Origin of the sequence: Schauerella aestuarii, assembly GCF_009866805.1 — a bacterium.
In the GTDB taxonomy this organism is placed as follows: Bacteria; Pseudomonadota; Gammaproteobacteria; order Burkholderiales; family Burkholderiaceae_B; genus Schauerella; species Schauerella aestuarii.
The window spans coordinates 13,970-31,147 of record NZ_SIZW01000041.1 but is presented as its reverse complement, the minus strand read 5'-3'; the positions used below and the strand labels follow the sequence as shown (position 1 = coordinate 31,147).

Here is a 17,178-nt window from a genome sequence, read left to right as displayed (position 1 = left end):
GTCGAGCGGCCGCATGGCGCCGCGCCCGTTCATGCCAAGCCGAGACGCCGCTTTGCCAAACGTCGTTCAAGTCCCTGCGCCAACTGCGATAGGGCATAGCAGGCCGCGAAATAAAAGCCCGCAAGAATCAGATAGGTTTGCAGCGCATGCGTGAGTTCAATGCTGTTGACCTGCTGCGCCGCAAACGTCACTTCGTTGACGCCGATCACATACACGATCGACGTCGCCTTGATCGTGGACACGAACTGATTGACGAGCGACGGCAACATATTGGTCAAAGCCTGCGGCAGCACCACATGCCGCATCGTTTGCGCATACGACAATCCGGAGGCCCGCGCCGCTTCGGTCTGCCCACCAGGCAGGCCTTGGATGCCGGCACGCACGATCTCGGCCAGGAAAGCCGACTCGTACGCCACGATGGCGCACAACGCCGTCAGAAACGCCGGCACCGTGGTGCCCGTCAATAACGGCACCACGAAATACGCCCAGAAGATGATCATCACCAACGGCACGCCGCGAAAAGCGATCACCCAGGCGCTTGCTGCCCATCTCAGCGGTTTGATCGGGCTCAGGCGAGCCAGCCCCAGGATCACTGCGATCGGAAACGACAACGCCAAGCCCAACCCTGCCAGAATCAACGTCGCCGCAAAGCCGCCGATCGGGCCGTTGGGCCAGGAGCCGATCAAGAACATCACGCCATACTGATGCAGAATATCGAGCATCATCAACTCCTGAAGTCGGCTGGAAAGCGCTTGGCGAAGGTGGCGCCAGCAGCCATCAGCATCAATGCGGCAGCGAGATAGATACCGGTCGCCACGGCAAACACTTCAAACGAACGGAAGGTGAGGTTCTCGATCGCCCGCACCTGATAGGTCAGTTCGCCCACGCCGATTACCATCGCCAGGCTGGTGTCCTTGAACAGGATCAACGACCGGTTCACCAGGGGCGGCACGGCCACGCGAATCGCCTGCGGCAAAATCACGTAGCGCAAAGCCGCAAAGGCGCCCAGCCCCACCGATCGTGCCGCTTCAACTTGCGTGGCGGGTATCGCGCGCACGCCCGACAGAATGTCCTGAGCCATGAATGCGCTGACGTTCAACGACAGGGCGATCAACGCAAACAGAAACTCGGTATCGCCATGGTTGAGCCAGAGACGCACCTCGCGCGGCAGAATCTGCGGCATGCCGAAGTACCAGACCATGATCTGCACCACCGTGGGCACGTTGCGGTGGTATTCGATGAAGAGCGAAATCACCCACTGAAACGGCCGCAACGGGACGCCGCGCAACCCGACCAGCACGAGCGCCACGATGAATCCCAATACCCAGCTCGATGCGAACAACCGCAGCGTCGTGAGTACGCCGCCCAGAATGAGGGCGCCGTAATTGCCCGACGCGAGAAACGCAAAATCAAATGCCATGTTTGGCGGGCGTGCACGCACGCCCCTCCTTGCAGTGTTATTGCGCGGTGACGGGCTCGACCTTGAACGTGCGGGTGAGCTTGTAAATCGAATCGGCACCCAACCATTTGTTGTATGTGCGGTCGAGTTCGCCCGATCGATCGATGTCGACCAGCACTTTGTTCAACGCAGCCAGCAGCGCTGGATTGCCTTTGTTGACGACGAGGCCGATGTGTTCGACGTAGGTGGGCTCATCGAGCAATACCGTCGCCTCGCCGGACTTGGCCGAATCGATCTCGAAACGCTTGAGCACGAGTTCACCCGCGGTAAAGCCTTCGACCTTGTCGTTCTGCAGGCCCAGATAGCAGGACGACACATCCTGGAAAGTGAGTACCTGCGACTTCGCGAGCACCCGGCTTGCGATCGCCGCCGAACTCGAGCCTTTGGAGGCGCACACCTTGCGGCCGCCAAGATCGGCCAGTGTCTTGATGCCCGCGCTTTTCTTCACCAGCACTTTGATGGCACCTTGCAGATACTGCGCACTGAAGTCGACCTGTTCGGCGCGCTCGGGCAGATAAGCCATCGCCCCCGCCACCACATCGACGCGATCCATCTTCAGCTCCGGAATGCGCGCCTCAGTGGAGAGCGGCTTGTGCTCCAGCTTCACGCCAAGGCCACGGGCCAGAGCCGCGCACATGTCGACGTCATAGCCCACGAAACTGCGTGTGGCGGAATCCTGAAACGCATACGGCGCGCTGGCGTTCTGCGTCCCGCAGATGAGCGTACCGCGCGCCTTGATATCGGCCAGCCGATCGGCCATGGCGGCGGGCGATGCCGCCAGGCCGCTCAGCGCAAACACGCTGACGAGCAACACTTTCCGTTGAACAGAGATCATCTTCTTTCCTCTTGATTGTTGGAGATCTTCGGGGTGAACGCAACGATTCAGATGCCACGGCGTGGCCCTGCACGCCGTATGGCTTACTGCGGAAAACGGAACACGGCACGCTCCTGCTCGTCGATCTGATGGACGAGATCCGTTTCCCATGCGAGGTACTGACGTGCCGCCGCCTTGTTGCCGTTGTGGCGGTCGTGAACGAAAAAGAGAAAATCGATGCACGCCGCATCCGGCGGCGTGTTCGCATCGGCAACGATCGGCAGTCCGGCGTTCTGCCACATCTCCGGCGAGCCGATGCTGATGCTGACGTTGCTCAGACCGCTTCCGATCAATTCGTGCGCAGCCAGACGCAGAACGGCGGCCTCGTCACCGACCAGCACGATGTCATCGCTTTCAGCGAGCGCGAGTTGCGCCAGTCGCGGCCGGATCGACCAGACGGCGCCGTCGATGTGGGCGGTGCGAAAGGTCATGCTGGGTCGCACATCCACGACCACTGCGCCGGTGGCGCGCGCCCGGGCCAACGCTTCGGGCGTGAGGACGGGCAACGCGGCATCGCTGAGCGGCGACCGTGCAGCGGGCGGCTCCGCGAACGACGGCGTGCGAAGGTTTGCTTGCAGGCCACCTGCCAACACGCAAGCATCCCAGCCCATTTGCCGCAACCAACTCGCTACGGCAAGCGCGCGTGCATCGTCGCTATCGAAAAGCACCAGCCGCGCACCCCGCACGCCTACATACTGGTCGGTCGCCTGAATCAATTGCCCCCCGGGCGTATGCTGGGCGCCAGGCAGACTGCCGGCGCGAAACTCTTCGGGTGTACGCACGTCGCACAGCATGGTGGTGCGGGTGGTATCCCCGAGCCAGGTCTCGATCTGCCCGGACGTAATGGTGGGCACCCCGAAGCGCTCTGCCATCCGTTCGGCACGCTCACGCTGAACGCGGATGAGATCGGGATCCAGCGCGTCGGGATAGCGGCGGTCCGCACCGTGTTCCAGCTCGAGATCGGCGAGGTACCACCCCTGCGTACCGTTCTCCAATGCGAACACCGGATTGGGAATACCCAGATTGATCAATGTCTGCGCACCGATGATGCTGCGCGTGCGTCCCGCACAATTGACCACGATCGTTGTATTCGGATCGGCGGCAAGGGCATTGATGCGCAACGGCAACTCACCGTTGGGGCAGCACACCGCCTGCGGAATGTTCATCTTCCTGAACTCGGCGAAAGGCCGGCCATCGAGAATCACCATGTTCTCTTTGCGTGCCAGCTTGGCCGCCAGATCAGTCGCGCTGATGCGCGGCGTGTGATAGACCTCTTCGGCCAGTTCGCCAAAGGTTTTGCTTGGCACATTCACCCCTGCAAAACACGCCATCCCGGCATCCCGCCAAGCTTGAATGCCGCCCGCCAGCACGCTCACATTCCGATAGCCCAGGGCCATCAGTTGCTGCGCCGAGCGCATGGCCACGTCATCCCCGTCGCCCTGGTCGTAGGCCACGACACGCGTTGCACGATTGGGCACCAGACGCGGCACCTCGATCTCCAACCGGCTATACGGCGCATTCACACCGTAGAACAGATGCGATTCGCCATAGAGGCCATGCTCGCGCACATCGAGCAAGGCGATTTCATCGCCATCGTGCAACCACTGCTTGAGCCGATCAGACGACACCGTTTTGGCCGCTGGCGACGATGTGGACGAGATGGAACGGGGGGGAGGATTCATGCTTGAGTCATCGAAAAGGAAATGGACGGGCGTGACGAGGCCGCCTGCCGACGCAGGCCTTTCGTACGCGTGAACGGGGAGTGCGGGACGCCGGATGCGCAGGAGGTCCTAGGCGCAGCGAGACGTCCGGCGCATCAGGCGGCTATGCTGCCGCGCGGTGCTTGAGATGCATCATGGCTTGCTCCAGATCGGCGGTGAGGTCGGACGGGTCTTCCAGTCCGATATGAAGACGCAACAACGCGCCGCGACCGGACCAGTCGGAGACCGAGCGCGCGTTATTCATATTGATCGGAACGACAAGGCTTTCGAAGCCGCCCCAAGAGGCCCCCAGACCGAAGAGGGCGAAAGCGTCGATCATCGCCTCCACATCGGCAGTGGTGATACCGGAGGCGAACTCGATCGACAACAAACCATTCGTGCCAGTGCAGTCGCGCTGCCACAAGCTGTGGCTGGGATCTCCCGTCAGTGCGGGACAAAGCACACGCGCCACCTCCGGCCGCTGCTGAAGCCAGGTCGCCACATGCAGTGCATTGCGTTCATGACCCGCCATACGCAAGGGCAACGACCGGATGCCGCGCAACACGAGAAAAGCGTCGTCGGCGCCGACGGTCTGGCCAAAGTCCACGCTTGCGCGCTCCAGCGGCTCCCAGGACCGTTGTGTGGTGACGATTGCACCCATCACCACGTCTGCATGTCCGCCAAGATACTTCGTCGCGGCCTGCACCGAAATATCGGCACCTAACGCCAACGGGCGATACAGCAAGCCCGCCCCCCACGTGTTGTCCACGGCCACCAGACAATCGCGGGCATGCGCCCAGTCGGCCCATTTAGGCAGGTCCAGCATCTCATACACAAGCGAGCCCGGACTTTCAGCGTAAAGCAGTCGCGTGTTCGGCTGCACCTTGGCTTCGATATCGCTGCCATCCGGCAGATAAAAGGTGTATTCGATACCGAGCCGCGTCAGATGCTGGGCGCAAAATCGGCGCACCGGTTCGTATACCGCATCCGTGATCAACACATGATCGCCCGTCTTGAGATATGCCAGCAACAGCACTGCAATCGCAGCCTGTCCGGTGGGATAAAGCTTGGCGCGGTATCCGCCTTCCAGTTCCACCAGTGCATCTTCGAGTGCGTGCGTGCTGTCGGTGCCGCGGGCGCCATAGGACAGCAATCGCTCCTGTTCGCGCCGCGACCGCGTATCGCGCCAATGCTGCACGCTGTCGAACACGTACGTACTGGCGCGGCTGACGGGCGTATTCACCCATCCACGATGGGGACGGCCGGCGCGCAGCAGGCGCGTGGCGGGTTTGAGCGTGTCAGCCATGTCGTTCAACGCCGCGTTTTCACGCCGATCGGCATGATGCGGCAGGTGCCCGCGTCCAGATCGAATCCGATGCGGCGATCGAGCGTTTCAAGGGCACGGCCATACATGTGCAGATGGCGGATTTCTTCGTCCTCAATCTGCACCGCGTGAATATCTTCCGGCATCAAGGCTATACCGGTACCGGGTTCGACCACGACGATGTCTGCCTGCTTCAACTCGCCACGTCCTTCGATAGCGCCATCGTCGATGCGGTCGTAAACGTAGTTTTTCTCGACGCCTTCCACAGCGGCGATACAGGCCCAGGTCGTGTGATTGTGCGGCACGATCTTGTTGCCACGACGCATGACGTTCAGGTAAAGCGCATAGCCGTTGTCGGCATCTTCGCTGATCATGTAACGGGCTTGGCGATCGTCGCCGTCGGGCCCTGGATACCGATCGGCACCCCACCATTCCTTATGCCCCGCCAAGCCGATCAGATGCTTCAGCACGTGATCGAGGCTTTCGCGATTCAGACCATCCGTTTGTATCGTTTCCCTAATGCTTTCGATCGCGGTCGAGATTTCTTCCTGGTGGGGATGCGCCGTGCTCATCGTCAATCTCCGAGTTGGATGCCAGTAATTTCGGCTACTTTAGACAGATGAAACTGGCATGACAATTTAAATTGCCCGAACTAAACATAAGCATCGCTAATAGAAAGGGTTAACCCGATGCGCAATCTGGACCTCGATTTGCTGCGTACATTCGTCGTGGTCGCTCGCACCGGCACGTTCTCGGAGGCTGCAGTGAAGCTGCACAAAACCCAGTCGGCCATCACCCAACAGATGCAGCGTCTGGAGGCCGTTTTCGACCGGCCGCTCTTTGAGAAACACGGGCGAAACAAGCGGCTTTCGAGTCACGGCACGCGCCTCGTGGACTATGCACAGCACATGCTGGCCATCAATGACGAAGCGCTGCGCGCGCTGCAGGATATTCAGTTGGAAGGTGTGTTGCGAGTCGGCGCCCCGCTGGATGTGGCCGACACCATTCTTCCCACGCTGCTCACGCACATTGCGCGCTCGACACCGCGCGTCAAACTCGAGATCCGCGCCGAGCGCAGCCCGTTCCTGATGGATGCGCTACGCGCGGGCGAACTGGATCTCACGATATCCACGCGGTTCGAACAGGCCTTCGAAGGCGTCGTATTGCGCACCTCGCCCACCGTGTGGCTCTGCTCTGCGTCCTACGTTCATGACCCCACGGTTCCGGTGCCATTGATCCTCGCTGACGAGCCCAGCATCTTCCGGCGCCTGGCGCTGACGGCCCTGGAGCAATCGCGCACGCCGTGGCACATCAACTATCTGGCACCCAATCTGATCGGCATCAAAGCCGCCGTGCGCGCCGGCCTGGGCGTCACGGCGCGCAGCATCGAGCTGCTTGGGCCCGACATGCGGGTGCTCGGCGAGGCCGATGGGCTGCCGGATCTACCCGACGTGCCCTACTTCCTGTGGATGCGGCCCGACATCATCAATCCTGTCACGCGCTACATCTACGAATTGCTCAAGACCAATATGGGGCTCAATCAGGGGTGAGCGCCGGCGGCCAAGCCCAGGGCGGTTACGCGTCGCTCATGGCATACACGCGCAATCGATGGCCATCGGGATCGAGCGCGACGAACGTGCGTCCGAAATCGAGATCGGCAGGTTGCTGAAGCATCTTCAGGCCGCGCTGCGTCCAGTCTGCATACGTCGCATCAACGGCGTCGTGCCGATCGAGCAGAATGGCCAGTTCCCCGCCACCGCCGGCGGCACTTGCTGCAGGCTCAACCGTGTGCCGCGACCACAGCCCCAGCTTCACGCCCGAATCGAGCTTGAAAAGCACGAAGGTAGCAGAGCTTTCGACAGGCGCCCGCCCGAGCAGGTTGGCATAAAAGCGGCCGCTATCTTCGGGCTGATCGACGTAAAGAATGATGAGTGTGGGATCGGTCATGGAGCGTCTCCGAGAGGTTGAAAACGAAGCGGCACATGCAGCTTCAACACTTCTCATCCTAGGGACGTGGACGACCAGATTCTGTCAGTAGTGTTCAGGCGGCGTGCAGTGCACAGTGCGCGATACGCACAGCGACCTGGCAGGCAGGTTGCCAAGATAGCCGCGCTAGCGCTGGACCTGCTGCACGGCACGCCAAGCCTTCAACAACGCTTGCCTGCGGCGTGGATAGCGGCTTTCCTCGACTGCCATCGTATGGATTCGATCCGCACGAAAATGCCTGAAGTCATCACGGCTCTCGCACCATGCCATGACGATGCGCACATGATCGAAATAGCCCATCGCGAACGGCCAGATCGTACGTGCGGACACCACGCCCTTCGAGTCGCGATAACCGATCGTGATCTTGCGCTCGGTACGAATGGCTCGCCGGATGGCGGCGACGTCCACAGCGTCGAAGGCATTCTCGCTGGACGGCCCCACGAGCAGGGCCGACGTCTCCAGATCCTCGCGCACCTCCGAAGGCAACACTGCTGCGATTTTGCTCAGCGCTTGCCGCGCGGCCTCGGCAATGCGCGGATCGCCACGCTCGGCAACCCAGCGCGATCCCAAAACGATTGCCTCGATTTCCTCAGCCGAAAACATGAGCGGCGGCAACATGAATCCCGGTCTGAGCACATAGCCCAGACCCGGTTCGCCTTCGATATCGGCACCCTGCGCCTGCAAGGTGGCGATATCTCGATAGAGCGTACGCACGCTGATGCCAAGCTGATCGGCCAACGTGGCTCCAGGCACGGCATAGCGATGATTGCGCAGCAACTGAATAAGTTCGAGGAGACGGTGCGCGCGTGACATGTTGAGCGGGATCGAATTGGACCGGCGGCGAGCGGTCATTGACCGACGATCGGTTATTGCCGGCTGGCGGTAGGTCTCGGCGGTGGCGGGTGATCGATGGGGGATGGTGGAGGATCGCTGTTCATCCGTCGGCGGGTGGCGGTCAGTGATTTGTGCTCAACGCCGTCCGAGCAAAGATCGACGTTCAGCGATTGGCGACCCGGTCGAGCACGGCTGCAAAGCGCTTGGCGTCCTGGAAGCCGATCACGCGGGCGTCCACCAGATACTCGCCTTTGGGATCGAAAAACATGATGCCGGGCGGCCCAAAAAGCTTGAACCGCTTGAGCAAGGCGCGATCGTCGGGGTCATTGGCCGTCACATCGGCCTGCACCAGATGAAACCCGCGCAAGCGTGCGGCGACGGCAGGATCGCCAAACGTAAACCGTTCCATCTCGTGGCAAGACACGCACCAGTCGGCATAGAAATCGAGCATGACGGGCCGATCGGCCCGTGCGAGAACCGCATCGAGATCCGCCGAGGTCTTCACCCGCGTAAAGGCGGTTTTACCCGGTTGAGCGACAGGTCCCTGTTTGGGCAGCCCCGACGCCGCGAGCGATGCGCCCGGCGGCAGCGCGCCGGCCGTTTTTCCGGGAAGACCGAGCGCCTGCAGTCCACCAGTGCCTGAAGCAGTACCGGCGCCAGCGCCGGTGCCAGTGCCAGTGCCAGTGCCAGTGCCGGTGCCAGTGCTCGTGCCTGTGCCGGCGTTGACGCTCGTCCCTGCGTTCACAGGCGCGTAAGCGACGTCGCTCGCCCCGTCCCATGCGCTCCCTTGCGCAAACTGCGCCAGGGGCCGCAGCACGTCCCGACCACCGCTCGCCACGCCGACGACCAGTGCCATGCCGGCCAACGCAAACAACAACCCCAGTCCTTTCCCGAACATCCGCGCCGTGCCCGCTTGCGGCGGCAGCGCGTCAAATGCCCGCAACATGACTGCGCTCACCAATGCCAGCAACGCCCAACCCAGCATCATGATCCAGGTGGGCACGATGGGCTGCACCATCCACCAGGCCGTCGCCAGCAGCAGCAGGCCGAACAGACGACTTACGTCGTTCATCCATTGCCCCACGCGCGGCAGCCAGGCCTGCGACGCCGCACCCACCACGAGCAGCGGCACGCCCATGCCCCACGCCATGGCGAAAAGTGCTGCGCCACCCAACATCACATCGCCGGTCTGCGAGATGTACAGCAATGCACCCGCCAAGGGTGCCGCCACGCAGGGGCCCACGATCAAGGCCGAAATCGCGCCCATCACGACCGCACTGGTCACACGGCCACCCGGCACCTTCGCAGCCAAGGCGGACAGGCGCGCCTGAGCGCCGCCCGGCATCTGAAAGGTAAAGGCGCCGAACATCGCCAATGCCAGCAAGGCCAGCAAGACAGCAAACAGCGTCAGCACCCAGGGCGTCTGCAACCACGCCGCCAGCCCGACACCGCTCAATCCCGCCGCGACACCCAAGGCGGTGTACACCACCGACATGCCCACGACATACGCCGCCGCCAAACCGAACCCGCGCACGCGGCTTGGCGCTGCCACGCCGGCGTCTGCTGCGCGCCCGCTCGCGCCAACCACGATCGCCGAAACAATGGGAATCATCGGCAGCACACAAGGGGTAAGCGCGAGCAAGAGGCCAAGCAGGAAGAACACGCCCGCTGTCTGCCAAATGCCCAGTCCACCGATTGCATCGGCCAAGCCGATATCGCCGGCGCTCAACAAGCTGCCCAGGCCTGCGCCGCCGGACGCTTGCGAAGGCGCCGCGCGCAGGTTCTTCTCAAACTGCGCACGCGATGCCGCGTCGATCTCGTACCCACCGGCCACAGGCGTCACGGCCACGCGGTTATCCATCGGCGGATAACAAAGCCCTGCATCGGCACAGCCCTGACTATTGACGTTGAGCGTGATCGGTCCAGTCCCGCGTTCAATCGGAATGCGCACGGGCAGACGGTCGTGATACACCGTCATGTTCTGTTCGAAGGTCGGGTCGTACTTGACGATGCCCTCGGGAAACTGCGGCGCGCCGAGCTCGGCATCGCCGGGCGGCACCACGCTCACGTGCAAGCGGTCGCGATACATGTAATAGCCAGGCGCAATCGCAAAGCGCACCTCGACCGTATTGGGATCGACCATGTCGGCACTGAAGACAAACGCCTGCTCAGGATCCAGATAACCGTCTTCCGCCCGCGCGCCAGACATCGCGGCGAACAAAGCCAGCACTGTCAGCACCAGCATCGCCATGAGCGACGTCACCGAAAGGCGCACCCTGCCCGCGCCGAGGCGCGACAAAACCGGCGGCACGGACAAACGTTGAACCCGACTCGACATGCATCCTCTCAATGTTGCCCGGGCACTTGCGGCCCGGGGTGCGTCGTTTGCCGGCGCACCCAATCGATATACGCCGCACTGCCGCCGATCGCAGGCACCACGACGATCTCGGGCACCTCATAGGGGTGCAAATGCGACAGCGCCTCGATAACCGCCTGCTGGCGGCCTGCGGTGGTCTTGATCGTCAACGGAATCTCTTCCGCACCTTCGATCTCACCTTGCCAGCTATAGATTGACAGCGATGGGGCCCCGAGGTTCACGCACGCGGCCAAACCGTCTTCAACCAGAATATGCGCCATGCGTTTGGCCAGCATGATATCCGGCGCATTGGATAAAACGACCAACACATCGTCGTCATTCAACATCGCGGCAGTGCTCATCATCCATCCTTAAAAGGCACGACACATCTTCCGCTGCCTGCACCGAGCGGGCGCGTCGGCTTGGGTCATGACGTTTCGATCGGGCGCGCGTTCCCTGCTTCAACCAGGTAGGCCATGAGGTTACTTACGGTACGCCCAAAAAGCAAAAGCGAGTCCGAAGACTCGCTTTTGCCGCTTATCGCACTGCCGATTTACTCGGCGGCGCCGTCAGCTTCTGCATCGTCGACTTCCGGACGGTCGACCAACTCCATGAATGCCATGGGAGCGTTATCGCCTTGACGGAAACCCATCTTCAGCACACGGGTGTAGCCGCCGTTGCGGGCAGCGTAACGCGGGCCGATCTCGGCAAACAGCTTGACCACGGCATCGCGATCGCGCAGACGGGCAAAAGCCAGTCGCTTGTTCGCGAGCGTGGGCTCTTTACCCAGCGTGATGAGGGGTTCTACGACGCTGCGCAGCGACTTGGCCTTGGGCAGCGTGGTCTTGATTGCTTCGTGCATGATGAGCGAAACAGCCATGTTGCGGAACATGGCAAGACGGTGACTGCTGGTGCGGTTGAGCTTACGCAAACCATTACGGTGACGCATGATAGTGCCTTTGAATCTAAGAGAGCGTTGCCGCTCGAGGTTTCCGGTTCTTCTATCGACTGAGGTGAATCAGCCGCGGTCCGGTGGGTAAAACGAAAGCGCAGTTGGGGTTAACTGCACTTCCGGGATCGGGATGGTACTGCAAAAACTGCCCGCGTGAAGCCTTACGGGCGCTCGAGACCGAGGGGAGGCCAGTTTTCCAACTTCATACCGAGGGTCAGGCCACGTGCAGCCAGGACTTCCTTGATTTCGTTGAGCGACTTGCGGCCCAGGTTCGGGGTCTTGAGCAGTTCGTTTTCGGTGCGCTGAATCAGATCGCCGATGTAGTAGATGTTTTCGGCCTTCAGGCAGTTGGCCGAACGCACCGTCAATTCCAGATCGTCAACCGGACGCAGCAGCACGGGATCGATCTGCGGCGTGCCGCGAACCGGTGCTTCGTACGAATCGCCGGCGCCTTCAAGCGCAGCGAACACCGAAATCTGATCCATCAGGATACGAGCCGATTGACGCACCGCTTCCTCGGGCGAAATCACGCCGTTGGTTTCGATGTCCAACACCAGCTTGTCCAGATCGGTACGTTGCTCGACGCGAGCGCTTTCGACCGAGTAGCTCACGCGGCGCACGGGGCTGAACGACGCGTCCAGCACGATACGGCCGATCGTGTGCGTACGGTCTTCCGTCAGCGCGCGAACGTTACCCGGCACGTAGCCGCGGCCCTTCTCGACCTTGATCTGGATTTCGACCTTGCCGGCTTCCGTCAGGTTGCACAGCACGTGATCCGGGTTGACGATTTCCACGTCGTGCGGCAGTTCGATATCACTGGCGCGGACGGCGCCTTCGCCGTTCTTGCGCAGGACCAGCGTCACATCGTCGCGGTTATGCAGTTTGAAAACCACGCCCTTCAGGTTCAGCAAGACGTCGACGACATCTTCGCGAACGCCCGGGATGGTCGAGTATTCGTGTACAACGCCCGTCATTTGCACTTCCGTCGGGGCATAGCCCGTCATCGACGACAGCAGAATGCGGCGCAAAGCGTTACCCAGCGTGTGGCCATAGCCACGTTCGAAGGGTTCCATGATGATCTTGGCGTGATGCGTGCCGACCGGCTCGACTTCAATGGAGCGCGGCTTCAGAAAACCTTGGGTGGACATGTAGGAACTTCCTCTTTCAATACCCTCGGCTCGTTACACCGATAAGGCTGATGGGATAAACAAAAGGCAGTGGAAATGAACTGCCCGATATATACCGCAAAGCCCGCTTGACGCTGAACGCGGCAAACGGGCTGGTTGCGGCAGTACTGCAGAAGCGACAACCAAGGCCGAAGCCCTGGTTGATGCGTCTATTAGTTGCGCGAGTACAGTTCGACAACCATCGACTCGTTGATGTCGCGAGCGACGTCAGCGCGGTCGGGGACTTGCTTGAACGTACCGGCCATCTTGCTGGTGTCGACATCCACCCACTGGGGGATACCGATGCCCGAAGCCAGATCCAGCGCTTCACGAATACGCGCTTGCGCCTTCGACTTGTCGCGGATCGAGATTTGATCGCCAGCCTTGATCAGCATCGACGGGATGTCGGCGGTGTGACCATTCAGTTCGATAGCGCGGTGGCTGACGAGCTGACGCGCTTCAGCGCGGGTCGAGCCGAAGCCCATGCGATACACCACGTTGTCGAGACGCGATTCGAGCAGCTGAATCAACGTTTCGCCCGTGTTGCCACGGCGGCGTTCGGCTTCCGCGAAGTACTTGCGGAATTGCTTTTCCAACACACCGTACATGCGCTTGAGCTTTTGCTTTTCGCGCAATTGCAGACCGTAGTCTGACGTACGTGCACCGGAAGTGCGCCCGTGCTGACCGGGCTTGGAATCAAGCTTGCACTTGGAATCCAGCGAACGGCGGGCGCTCTTCAGGAAAAGATCGGTACCCTCGCGACGCGAGAGTTTGCATTTGGGTCCAGTATAACGTGCCACGAGGCTTCCCCTTAGATACGACGACGCTTAGGCGGACGGCAGCCGTTATGCGGAACCGGCGTGATGTCTGCAATGCTAGAAATCTTGATGCCCAGCGCGTTGAGCGCGCGCACCGAAGATTCGCGACCAGGACCGGGGCCCTTGATGCGCACTTCCAGCGTCTTGATGCCGTACTCGAGAGCCACACGGCCAGCCGTTTCGGCAGCGACCTGTGCCGCGAACGGCGTCGATTTACGCGAACCCTTAAAGCCCGCGCCACCCGAAGTCGCCCACGACAAAGCATTGCCTTGGCGATCCGTGATGGTGATGATGGTGTTGTTGAAGGAGGCGTGGACGTGAGCAATACCGTCCGAAACGCTCTTCTTGACCTTTTTGCGTACGCGCGATGCGCCGCTTTGCGAAGCTTTCGCCATAATCTATTTCCTCGATTATTTCTTCAGGGACGCAGCAGCGCGACGCGGACCCTTACGGGTGCGCGCGTTGGTGCGCGTGCGCTGGCCGCGAAGCGGCAGACCACGCTTGTGACGCATGCCGCGGTAGGTGCCCAGATCGATCAAACGCTTGATCGACAGTTGCACTTCGCGGCGGAGGTCGCCTTCGACGGTAAACACGCCAACGTGTTCACGGATGCGCTCGAGCTCGGCGTCGTTGAGGTCCTTGACTTTCTTGGTCAGAGGTACACCAGCGGCTTCGCAAATCTTGCGGGCGCGCGTTCGACCGATACCAAAAATAGCGGTCAAACCGATCTCGGCGTGTTGTTGCGGCGGAATGTTAATGCCGGCAATACGGGCCATGACTGTGTTCCTTAAATGATTCTTCTATGCGTGGTCGGCAAACGGAGGAAATCCGAATTAGCCCTGACGCTGCTTGTGACGCGGGTCGGTGCAGATAACACGCACAACGCCGTGACGCTTGATAACTTTGCAGTTGCGGCAGATCCGCTTGACTGAAGCCATTACTTTCATGGTTGAACTCCTAGTATTCCGTTATCGGTCCGCTATTTCGAGCGGAACACGATTCTGGCGCGAGACAGGTCATAGGGGGTGAGTTCCACTGTGACCTTGTCACCCGGCAGAATCCGGATGTAGTGCATGCGCATCTTGCCGGAAATATGGCCCAACACTATATGACCATTTTCCAGTTTGACGCGGAATGTCGCGTTGGGGAGGTTTTCTACCACCTCGCCCTGCATCTGAATGACGTCGTCCTTTGCCATCTTTTCGCTTTAACGCATCGGCATGTTCGAGCCCTTGAAGTTCGCCTTCTTGAGCAACGAATCGTACTGGTGGGACATCATGTAGGCCTGAACCTGCGCCATGAAGTCCATCGTTACCACCACAATGATCAGCAGGGACGTTCCGCCAAAATAGAACGGCACGTTCCAGCGCATCACCAGAAACTCGGGCATCAAACACACCAGCGTGATGTACAACGCACCGGCCAGCGTCAGACGCATCAATATCTTGTCGATATAGCGCGACGTTTGCTCACCAGGACGAATGCCGGGGATGAAGGCACCGCTTTTCTTCAGGTTATCTGCAGTTTCCCGGCTGTTGAACACCAGCGCGGTATAGAAAAAGCAGAAGAAAATGATGGCTGCGGAATACAGCGTGATGTAGAGCGGCTGACGGGGCGCCAAAGCGGCCGCCAGATCACCCAACCAACGCATGTTTTCGCTGCTCGAGAACCAGCTCGTGATCGTGGCAGGGAACAGAATGATCGACGATGCAAAGATCGGCGGAATCACCCCAGCCATGTTCAGTTTGAGCGGCAAATGCGAGCTTTGACCACCGTAGATCTTGTTGCCGACCTGACGCTTGGCATAGTTCACCGTAATCTTGCGCTGGCCACGTTCGACGAAGACGACGAAAGCGGTCACGAGCACGACGAGGGCGACGATGAACAAGGCCGATACCGGCGACATCGCATTGGTGCGCACCAGATCCAGAAGTCCCGCCAGGGCAGAGGGCAAGCCCGCCACGATACCGGCGAAAATCAGAATCGAAATACCGTTGCCGAGACCCCGCTCAGTGATCTGTTCACCCAGCCACATGACGAACATGGTGCCGGTGACCAAGGTCACGATCGTGGTGAATCGGAACAGCAGGCCCGGGTCGATGACCAGGCCAGGCTGCGATTCCAACGCTACCGAAATCCCGACGGCCTGCACCAAGGCCAGCAATACCGTGCCGTAGCGCGTGTATTGCGTGATCTTGCGTCTGCCGGCCTCACCCTCTTTCTTGAGTGCTTCCAGAGACGGCACCACCACCGACATCAACTGCATGATGATGGAGGCCGAGATATACGGCATGATCCCGAGGGCGAAAATCGAAAAGCGCGACAGTGCGCCACCCGAGAACATGTTGAACAGGCCCAGAATACCGCCCTCGTTCTGACGGAAAAGCTCCGCCAGCGCGTCCGGATTGATGCCCGGAACGGGGATATGCGTACCCAGACGGTACACGACCAAGGCGAGGATCAAGAACACGAAACGGCGTTTCAAATCGCCGTAACGCGGACCTGTCTTACCCAGTGCCTGTGCGTTAGCCACCTATCACCTCACTGATCAGTCGAGCGAGCCGCCAGCGGCTTCGATCGCTGCCTTGGCGCCCGCGGTTGCGGTAATGCCTTTGAGCACGACCTTGCGCGACAGTTCACCCGACTTGATCACTTTGGCGTAGCGAACTTGCTGACCAACGATGTTGGCTTGCTTGAGCGCTTGCACGTCGATCTCGTCGATGGGCAGGGATTGCAGGTCCGACAAGCGGACTTCGGCGTACAGGTGTTGACCCAGCGGGGTGAAACCACGCTTGGGCAAACGACGCTGCAGCGGCATTTGACCGCCTTCGAAGCCAACTTTGTGGAAGCCGCCCGAACGCGATTTCTGACCCTTGTGACCACGGCCGGCGGTTTTACCCAGACCCGAACCGATACCACGGCCGACACGGCGCTTAGCATGCTTCGCACCAACAGCCGGCGCGATCTTGTTAAGTTGAATTTCCGACATCGTAATTCCTTAGGCGTCCGAAACGGCGACGAGATAATCAACCTTGTTGATCATTCCACGCACTTCGGGCGTATCGATCAGCACTTTCGAGCTATTGACACGACGCAGACCCAGACCACGAACGGTGTCGCGGTGAGCTTGCTTGGTGCCGATGGTCGAACGCACGAGCGTAACCTTAATCTGCTTCTGAGCCATGATTTACCCCAGGATTTCTTCGACCGATTTGCCGCGCTTGGCAGCCACATCAGCCGGAGTCAGGGACGCGCGCAGGCCGTTAAGCGTCGCACGCACCATGTTGTAGGGGTTGCTCGAGCCCAGGCTCTTGGCAACCACGTTACGCACACCCATCACTTCGAAAATCGCGCGCATCGGGCCGCCGGCGATAACGCCAGTACCTTCAGCTGCGGGCGAGATCAGAACGGTGGATGCACCGTGCTTACCCACCACCGTGTGATGCAGCGTGCCGTTCTTGAGGGCAACCTTGAACAGACCGTTGCGGGCCTGTTCCATTGCCTTCTGTACTGCCACGGGTACTTCGCGGGCCTTGCCCTTACCCATGCCGATACGGCCATCGCCATCGCCTACCACGGTCAGCGCGGCAAAGCTCATGGTGCGACCACCCTTGACGACTTTGCTCACGCGGTTGACCGCGATCATTTTTTCGCGAAGGCCGTCATCGGGTTGCTCCGGGGCATTCCTGCCTTGCATCTTAGCCATTTG

General features: G+C 60.6%; 22 protein-coding genes. 1 reads left to right on the top strand and 21 read right to left on the bottom strand.

Annotation, left to right across the window (positions count from 1 at the left end):
- Nucleotides 1–29 precede the first annotated feature (29 nt).
- From EYW45_RS11105 to EYW45_RS11080, 6 genes are all read right to left on the bottom strand, one after another.
- The gene (locus tag EYW45_RS11105; RefSeq protein WP_161136207.1) at nucleotides 30–722 is read right to left on the bottom strand and encodes an amino acid ABC transporter permease; all 693 of its coding nucleotides are present in this window, start codon (nucleotides 720–722) and stop codon (nucleotides 30–32) included.
- A 2-nt stretch (nucleotides 723–724) separates the two neighbouring features.
- Entirely contained in the window at nucleotides 725–1,420 is a 696-nt protein-coding gene (locus tag EYW45_RS11100) for an amino acid ABC transporter permease (protein ID WP_161135478.1), read from the bottom strand.
- A 37-nt stretch (nucleotides 1,421–1,457) separates the two neighbouring features.
- The gene (locus EYW45_RS11095) at nucleotides 1,458–2,294 is read right to left on the bottom strand and encodes an ABC transporter substrate-binding protein (RefSeq protein ID WP_161135477.1); all 837 of its coding nucleotides are present in this window, start codon (nucleotides 2,292–2,294) and stop codon (nucleotides 1,458–1,460) included.
- An 83-nt stretch (nucleotides 2,295–2,377) separates the two neighbouring features.
- Nucleotides 2,378–4,015 (bottom strand): rhodanese-like domain-containing protein, encoded by a 1,638-nt coding sequence (locus tag EYW45_RS11090; RefSeq protein ID WP_161135476.1) that lies wholly within the window; start codon nucleotides 4,013–4,015, stop codon nucleotides 2,378–2,380.
- Nucleotides 4,016–4,157: 142 nt separating this feature from the next.
- Nucleotides 4,158–5,339, bottom strand: a complete 1,182-nt coding sequence (gene metC / locus EYW45_RS11085; RefSeq protein WP_161135475.1) for a cystathionine beta-lyase — start codon at nucleotides 5,337–5,339, stop codon at nucleotides 4,158–4,160.
- 5 nt (nucleotides 5,340–5,344) lie between these two features.
- Nucleotides 5,345–5,929, bottom strand: a complete 585-nt coding sequence (locus EYW45_RS11080) for a cysteine dioxygenase family protein (protein ID WP_161135474.1) — start codon at nucleotides 5,927–5,929, stop codon at nucleotides 5,345–5,347.
- 117 nt (nucleotides 5,930–6,046) lie between these two features.
- Between EYW45_RS11080 and EYW45_RS11075 the strand changes: the two genes are divergently transcribed.
- On the top strand, nucleotides 6,047–6,907 hold the full coding sequence (locus EYW45_RS11075; protein WP_161135473.1) for a LysR substrate-binding domain-containing protein: 861 nt from the start codon (nucleotides 6,047–6,049) through the stop codon (nucleotides 6,905–6,907).
- A 25-nt stretch (nucleotides 6,908–6,932) separates the two neighbouring features.
- On the opposite strand, the gene EYW45_RS11070 is transcribed toward EYW45_RS11075, so the two are convergent.
- From EYW45_RS11070 to rpsE, 15 genes are all read right to left on the bottom strand, one after another.
- Nucleotides 6,933–7,304 carry a VOC family protein gene (locus EYW45_RS11070; RefSeq protein ID WP_161135472.1) on the bottom strand — a complete coding sequence of 124 codons (372 nt, stop codon included), beginning with the start codon at nucleotides 7,302–7,304 and terminating at the stop codon, nucleotides 6,933–6,935.
- Nucleotides 7,305–7,469: 165 nt separating this feature from the next.
- Nucleotides 7,470–8,156 carry a helix-turn-helix transcriptional regulator gene (locus tag EYW45_RS11065; RefSeq protein WP_161136206.1) on the bottom strand — a complete coding sequence of 229 codons (687 nt, stop codon included), beginning with the start codon at nucleotides 8,154–8,156 and terminating at the stop codon, nucleotides 7,470–7,472.
- A 184-nt stretch (nucleotides 8,157–8,340) separates the two neighbouring features.
- Entirely contained in the window at nucleotides 8,341–10,428 is a 2,088-nt protein-coding gene (gene dsbD, locus EYW45_RS11055; protein ID WP_235939043.1) for a protein-disulfide reductase DsbD, read from the bottom strand.
- Nucleotides 10,429–10,523: 95 nt separating this feature from the next.
- Nucleotides 10,524–10,880 carry a divalent-cation tolerance protein CutA gene (gene cutA / locus EYW45_RS11050; protein WP_161136204.1) on the bottom strand — a complete coding sequence of 119 codons (357 nt, stop codon included), beginning with the start codon at nucleotides 10,878–10,880 and terminating at the stop codon, nucleotides 10,524–10,526.
- A gap of 206 nt (nucleotides 10,881–11,086) precedes the next feature.
- Nucleotides 11,087–11,482, bottom strand: coding sequence for a 50S ribosomal protein L17 (gene rplQ, locus EYW45_RS11045; protein WP_161135471.1), 396 nt, complete (start codon nucleotides 11,480–11,482; stop codon nucleotides 11,087–11,089).
- Nucleotides 11,483–11,646: 164 nt separating this feature from the next.
- A complete protein-coding gene (locus EYW45_RS11040) occupies nucleotides 11,647–12,633 on the bottom strand; it encodes a DNA-directed RNA polymerase subunit alpha (RefSeq protein ID WP_161135470.1) in 987 nt (328 codons plus the stop codon).
- Between the two features lie 191 nt (nucleotides 12,634–12,824).
- Nucleotides 12,825–13,451 (bottom strand): 30S ribosomal protein S4, encoded by a 627-nt coding sequence (gene rpsD / locus EYW45_RS11035; RefSeq protein ID WP_161135469.1) that lies wholly within the window; start codon nucleotides 13,449–13,451, stop codon nucleotides 12,825–12,827.
- Between the two features lie 11 nt (nucleotides 13,452–13,462).
- Complete coding sequence (gene rpsK / locus EYW45_RS11030) at nucleotides 13,463–13,864, bottom strand: 30S ribosomal protein S11 (RefSeq protein WP_161135468.1); 402 nt, start codon at nucleotides 13,862–13,864, stop codon at nucleotides 13,463–13,465.
- 15 nt (nucleotides 13,865–13,879) lie between these two features.
- The gene (rpsM, locus tag EYW45_RS11025) at nucleotides 13,880–14,245 is read right to left on the bottom strand and encodes a 30S ribosomal protein S13 (protein WP_161135467.1); all 366 of its coding nucleotides are present in this window, start codon (nucleotides 14,243–14,245) and stop codon (nucleotides 13,880–13,882) included.
- Nucleotides 14,246–14,302: 57 nt separating this feature from the next.
- On the bottom strand, nucleotides 14,303–14,416 hold the full coding sequence (gene rpmJ / locus EYW45_RS11020) for a 50S ribosomal protein L36 (RefSeq protein ID WP_003806928.1): 114 nt from the start codon (nucleotides 14,414–14,416) through the stop codon (nucleotides 14,303–14,305).
- Between the two features lie 32 nt (nucleotides 14,417–14,448).
- Nucleotides 14,449–14,667, bottom strand: coding sequence for a translation initiation factor IF-1 (infA, locus tag EYW45_RS11015; protein ID WP_161135466.1), 219 nt, complete (start codon nucleotides 14,665–14,667; stop codon nucleotides 14,449–14,451).
- A 9-nt stretch (nucleotides 14,668–14,676) separates the two neighbouring features.
- On the bottom strand, nucleotides 14,677–16,002 hold the full coding sequence (gene secY, locus EYW45_RS11010; RefSeq protein WP_161135465.1) for a preprotein translocase subunit SecY: 1,326 nt from the start codon (nucleotides 16,000–16,002) through the stop codon (nucleotides 14,677–14,679).
- A 15-nt stretch (nucleotides 16,003–16,017) separates the two neighbouring features.
- Nucleotides 16,018–16,458: a 50S ribosomal protein L15 gene (rplO, locus tag EYW45_RS11005; RefSeq protein ID WP_161135464.1), complete on the bottom strand. Its 441-nt coding sequence runs from the start codon at nucleotides 16,456–16,458 to the stop codon at nucleotides 16,018–16,020.
- A gap of 9 nt (nucleotides 16,459–16,467) precedes the next feature.
- Complete coding sequence (gene rpmD / locus EYW45_RS11000) at nucleotides 16,468–16,653, bottom strand: 50S ribosomal protein L30 (protein WP_161135463.1); 186 nt, start codon at nucleotides 16,651–16,653, stop codon at nucleotides 16,468–16,470.
- 3 nt (nucleotides 16,654–16,656) lie between these two features.
- The gene (gene rpsE / locus EYW45_RS10995) at nucleotides 16,657–17,175 is read right to left on the bottom strand and encodes a 30S ribosomal protein S5 (RefSeq protein WP_161135462.1); all 519 of its coding nucleotides are present in this window, start codon (nucleotides 17,173–17,175) and stop codon (nucleotides 16,657–16,659) included.
- Nucleotides 17,176–17,178: the final 3 nt, after the last annotated feature.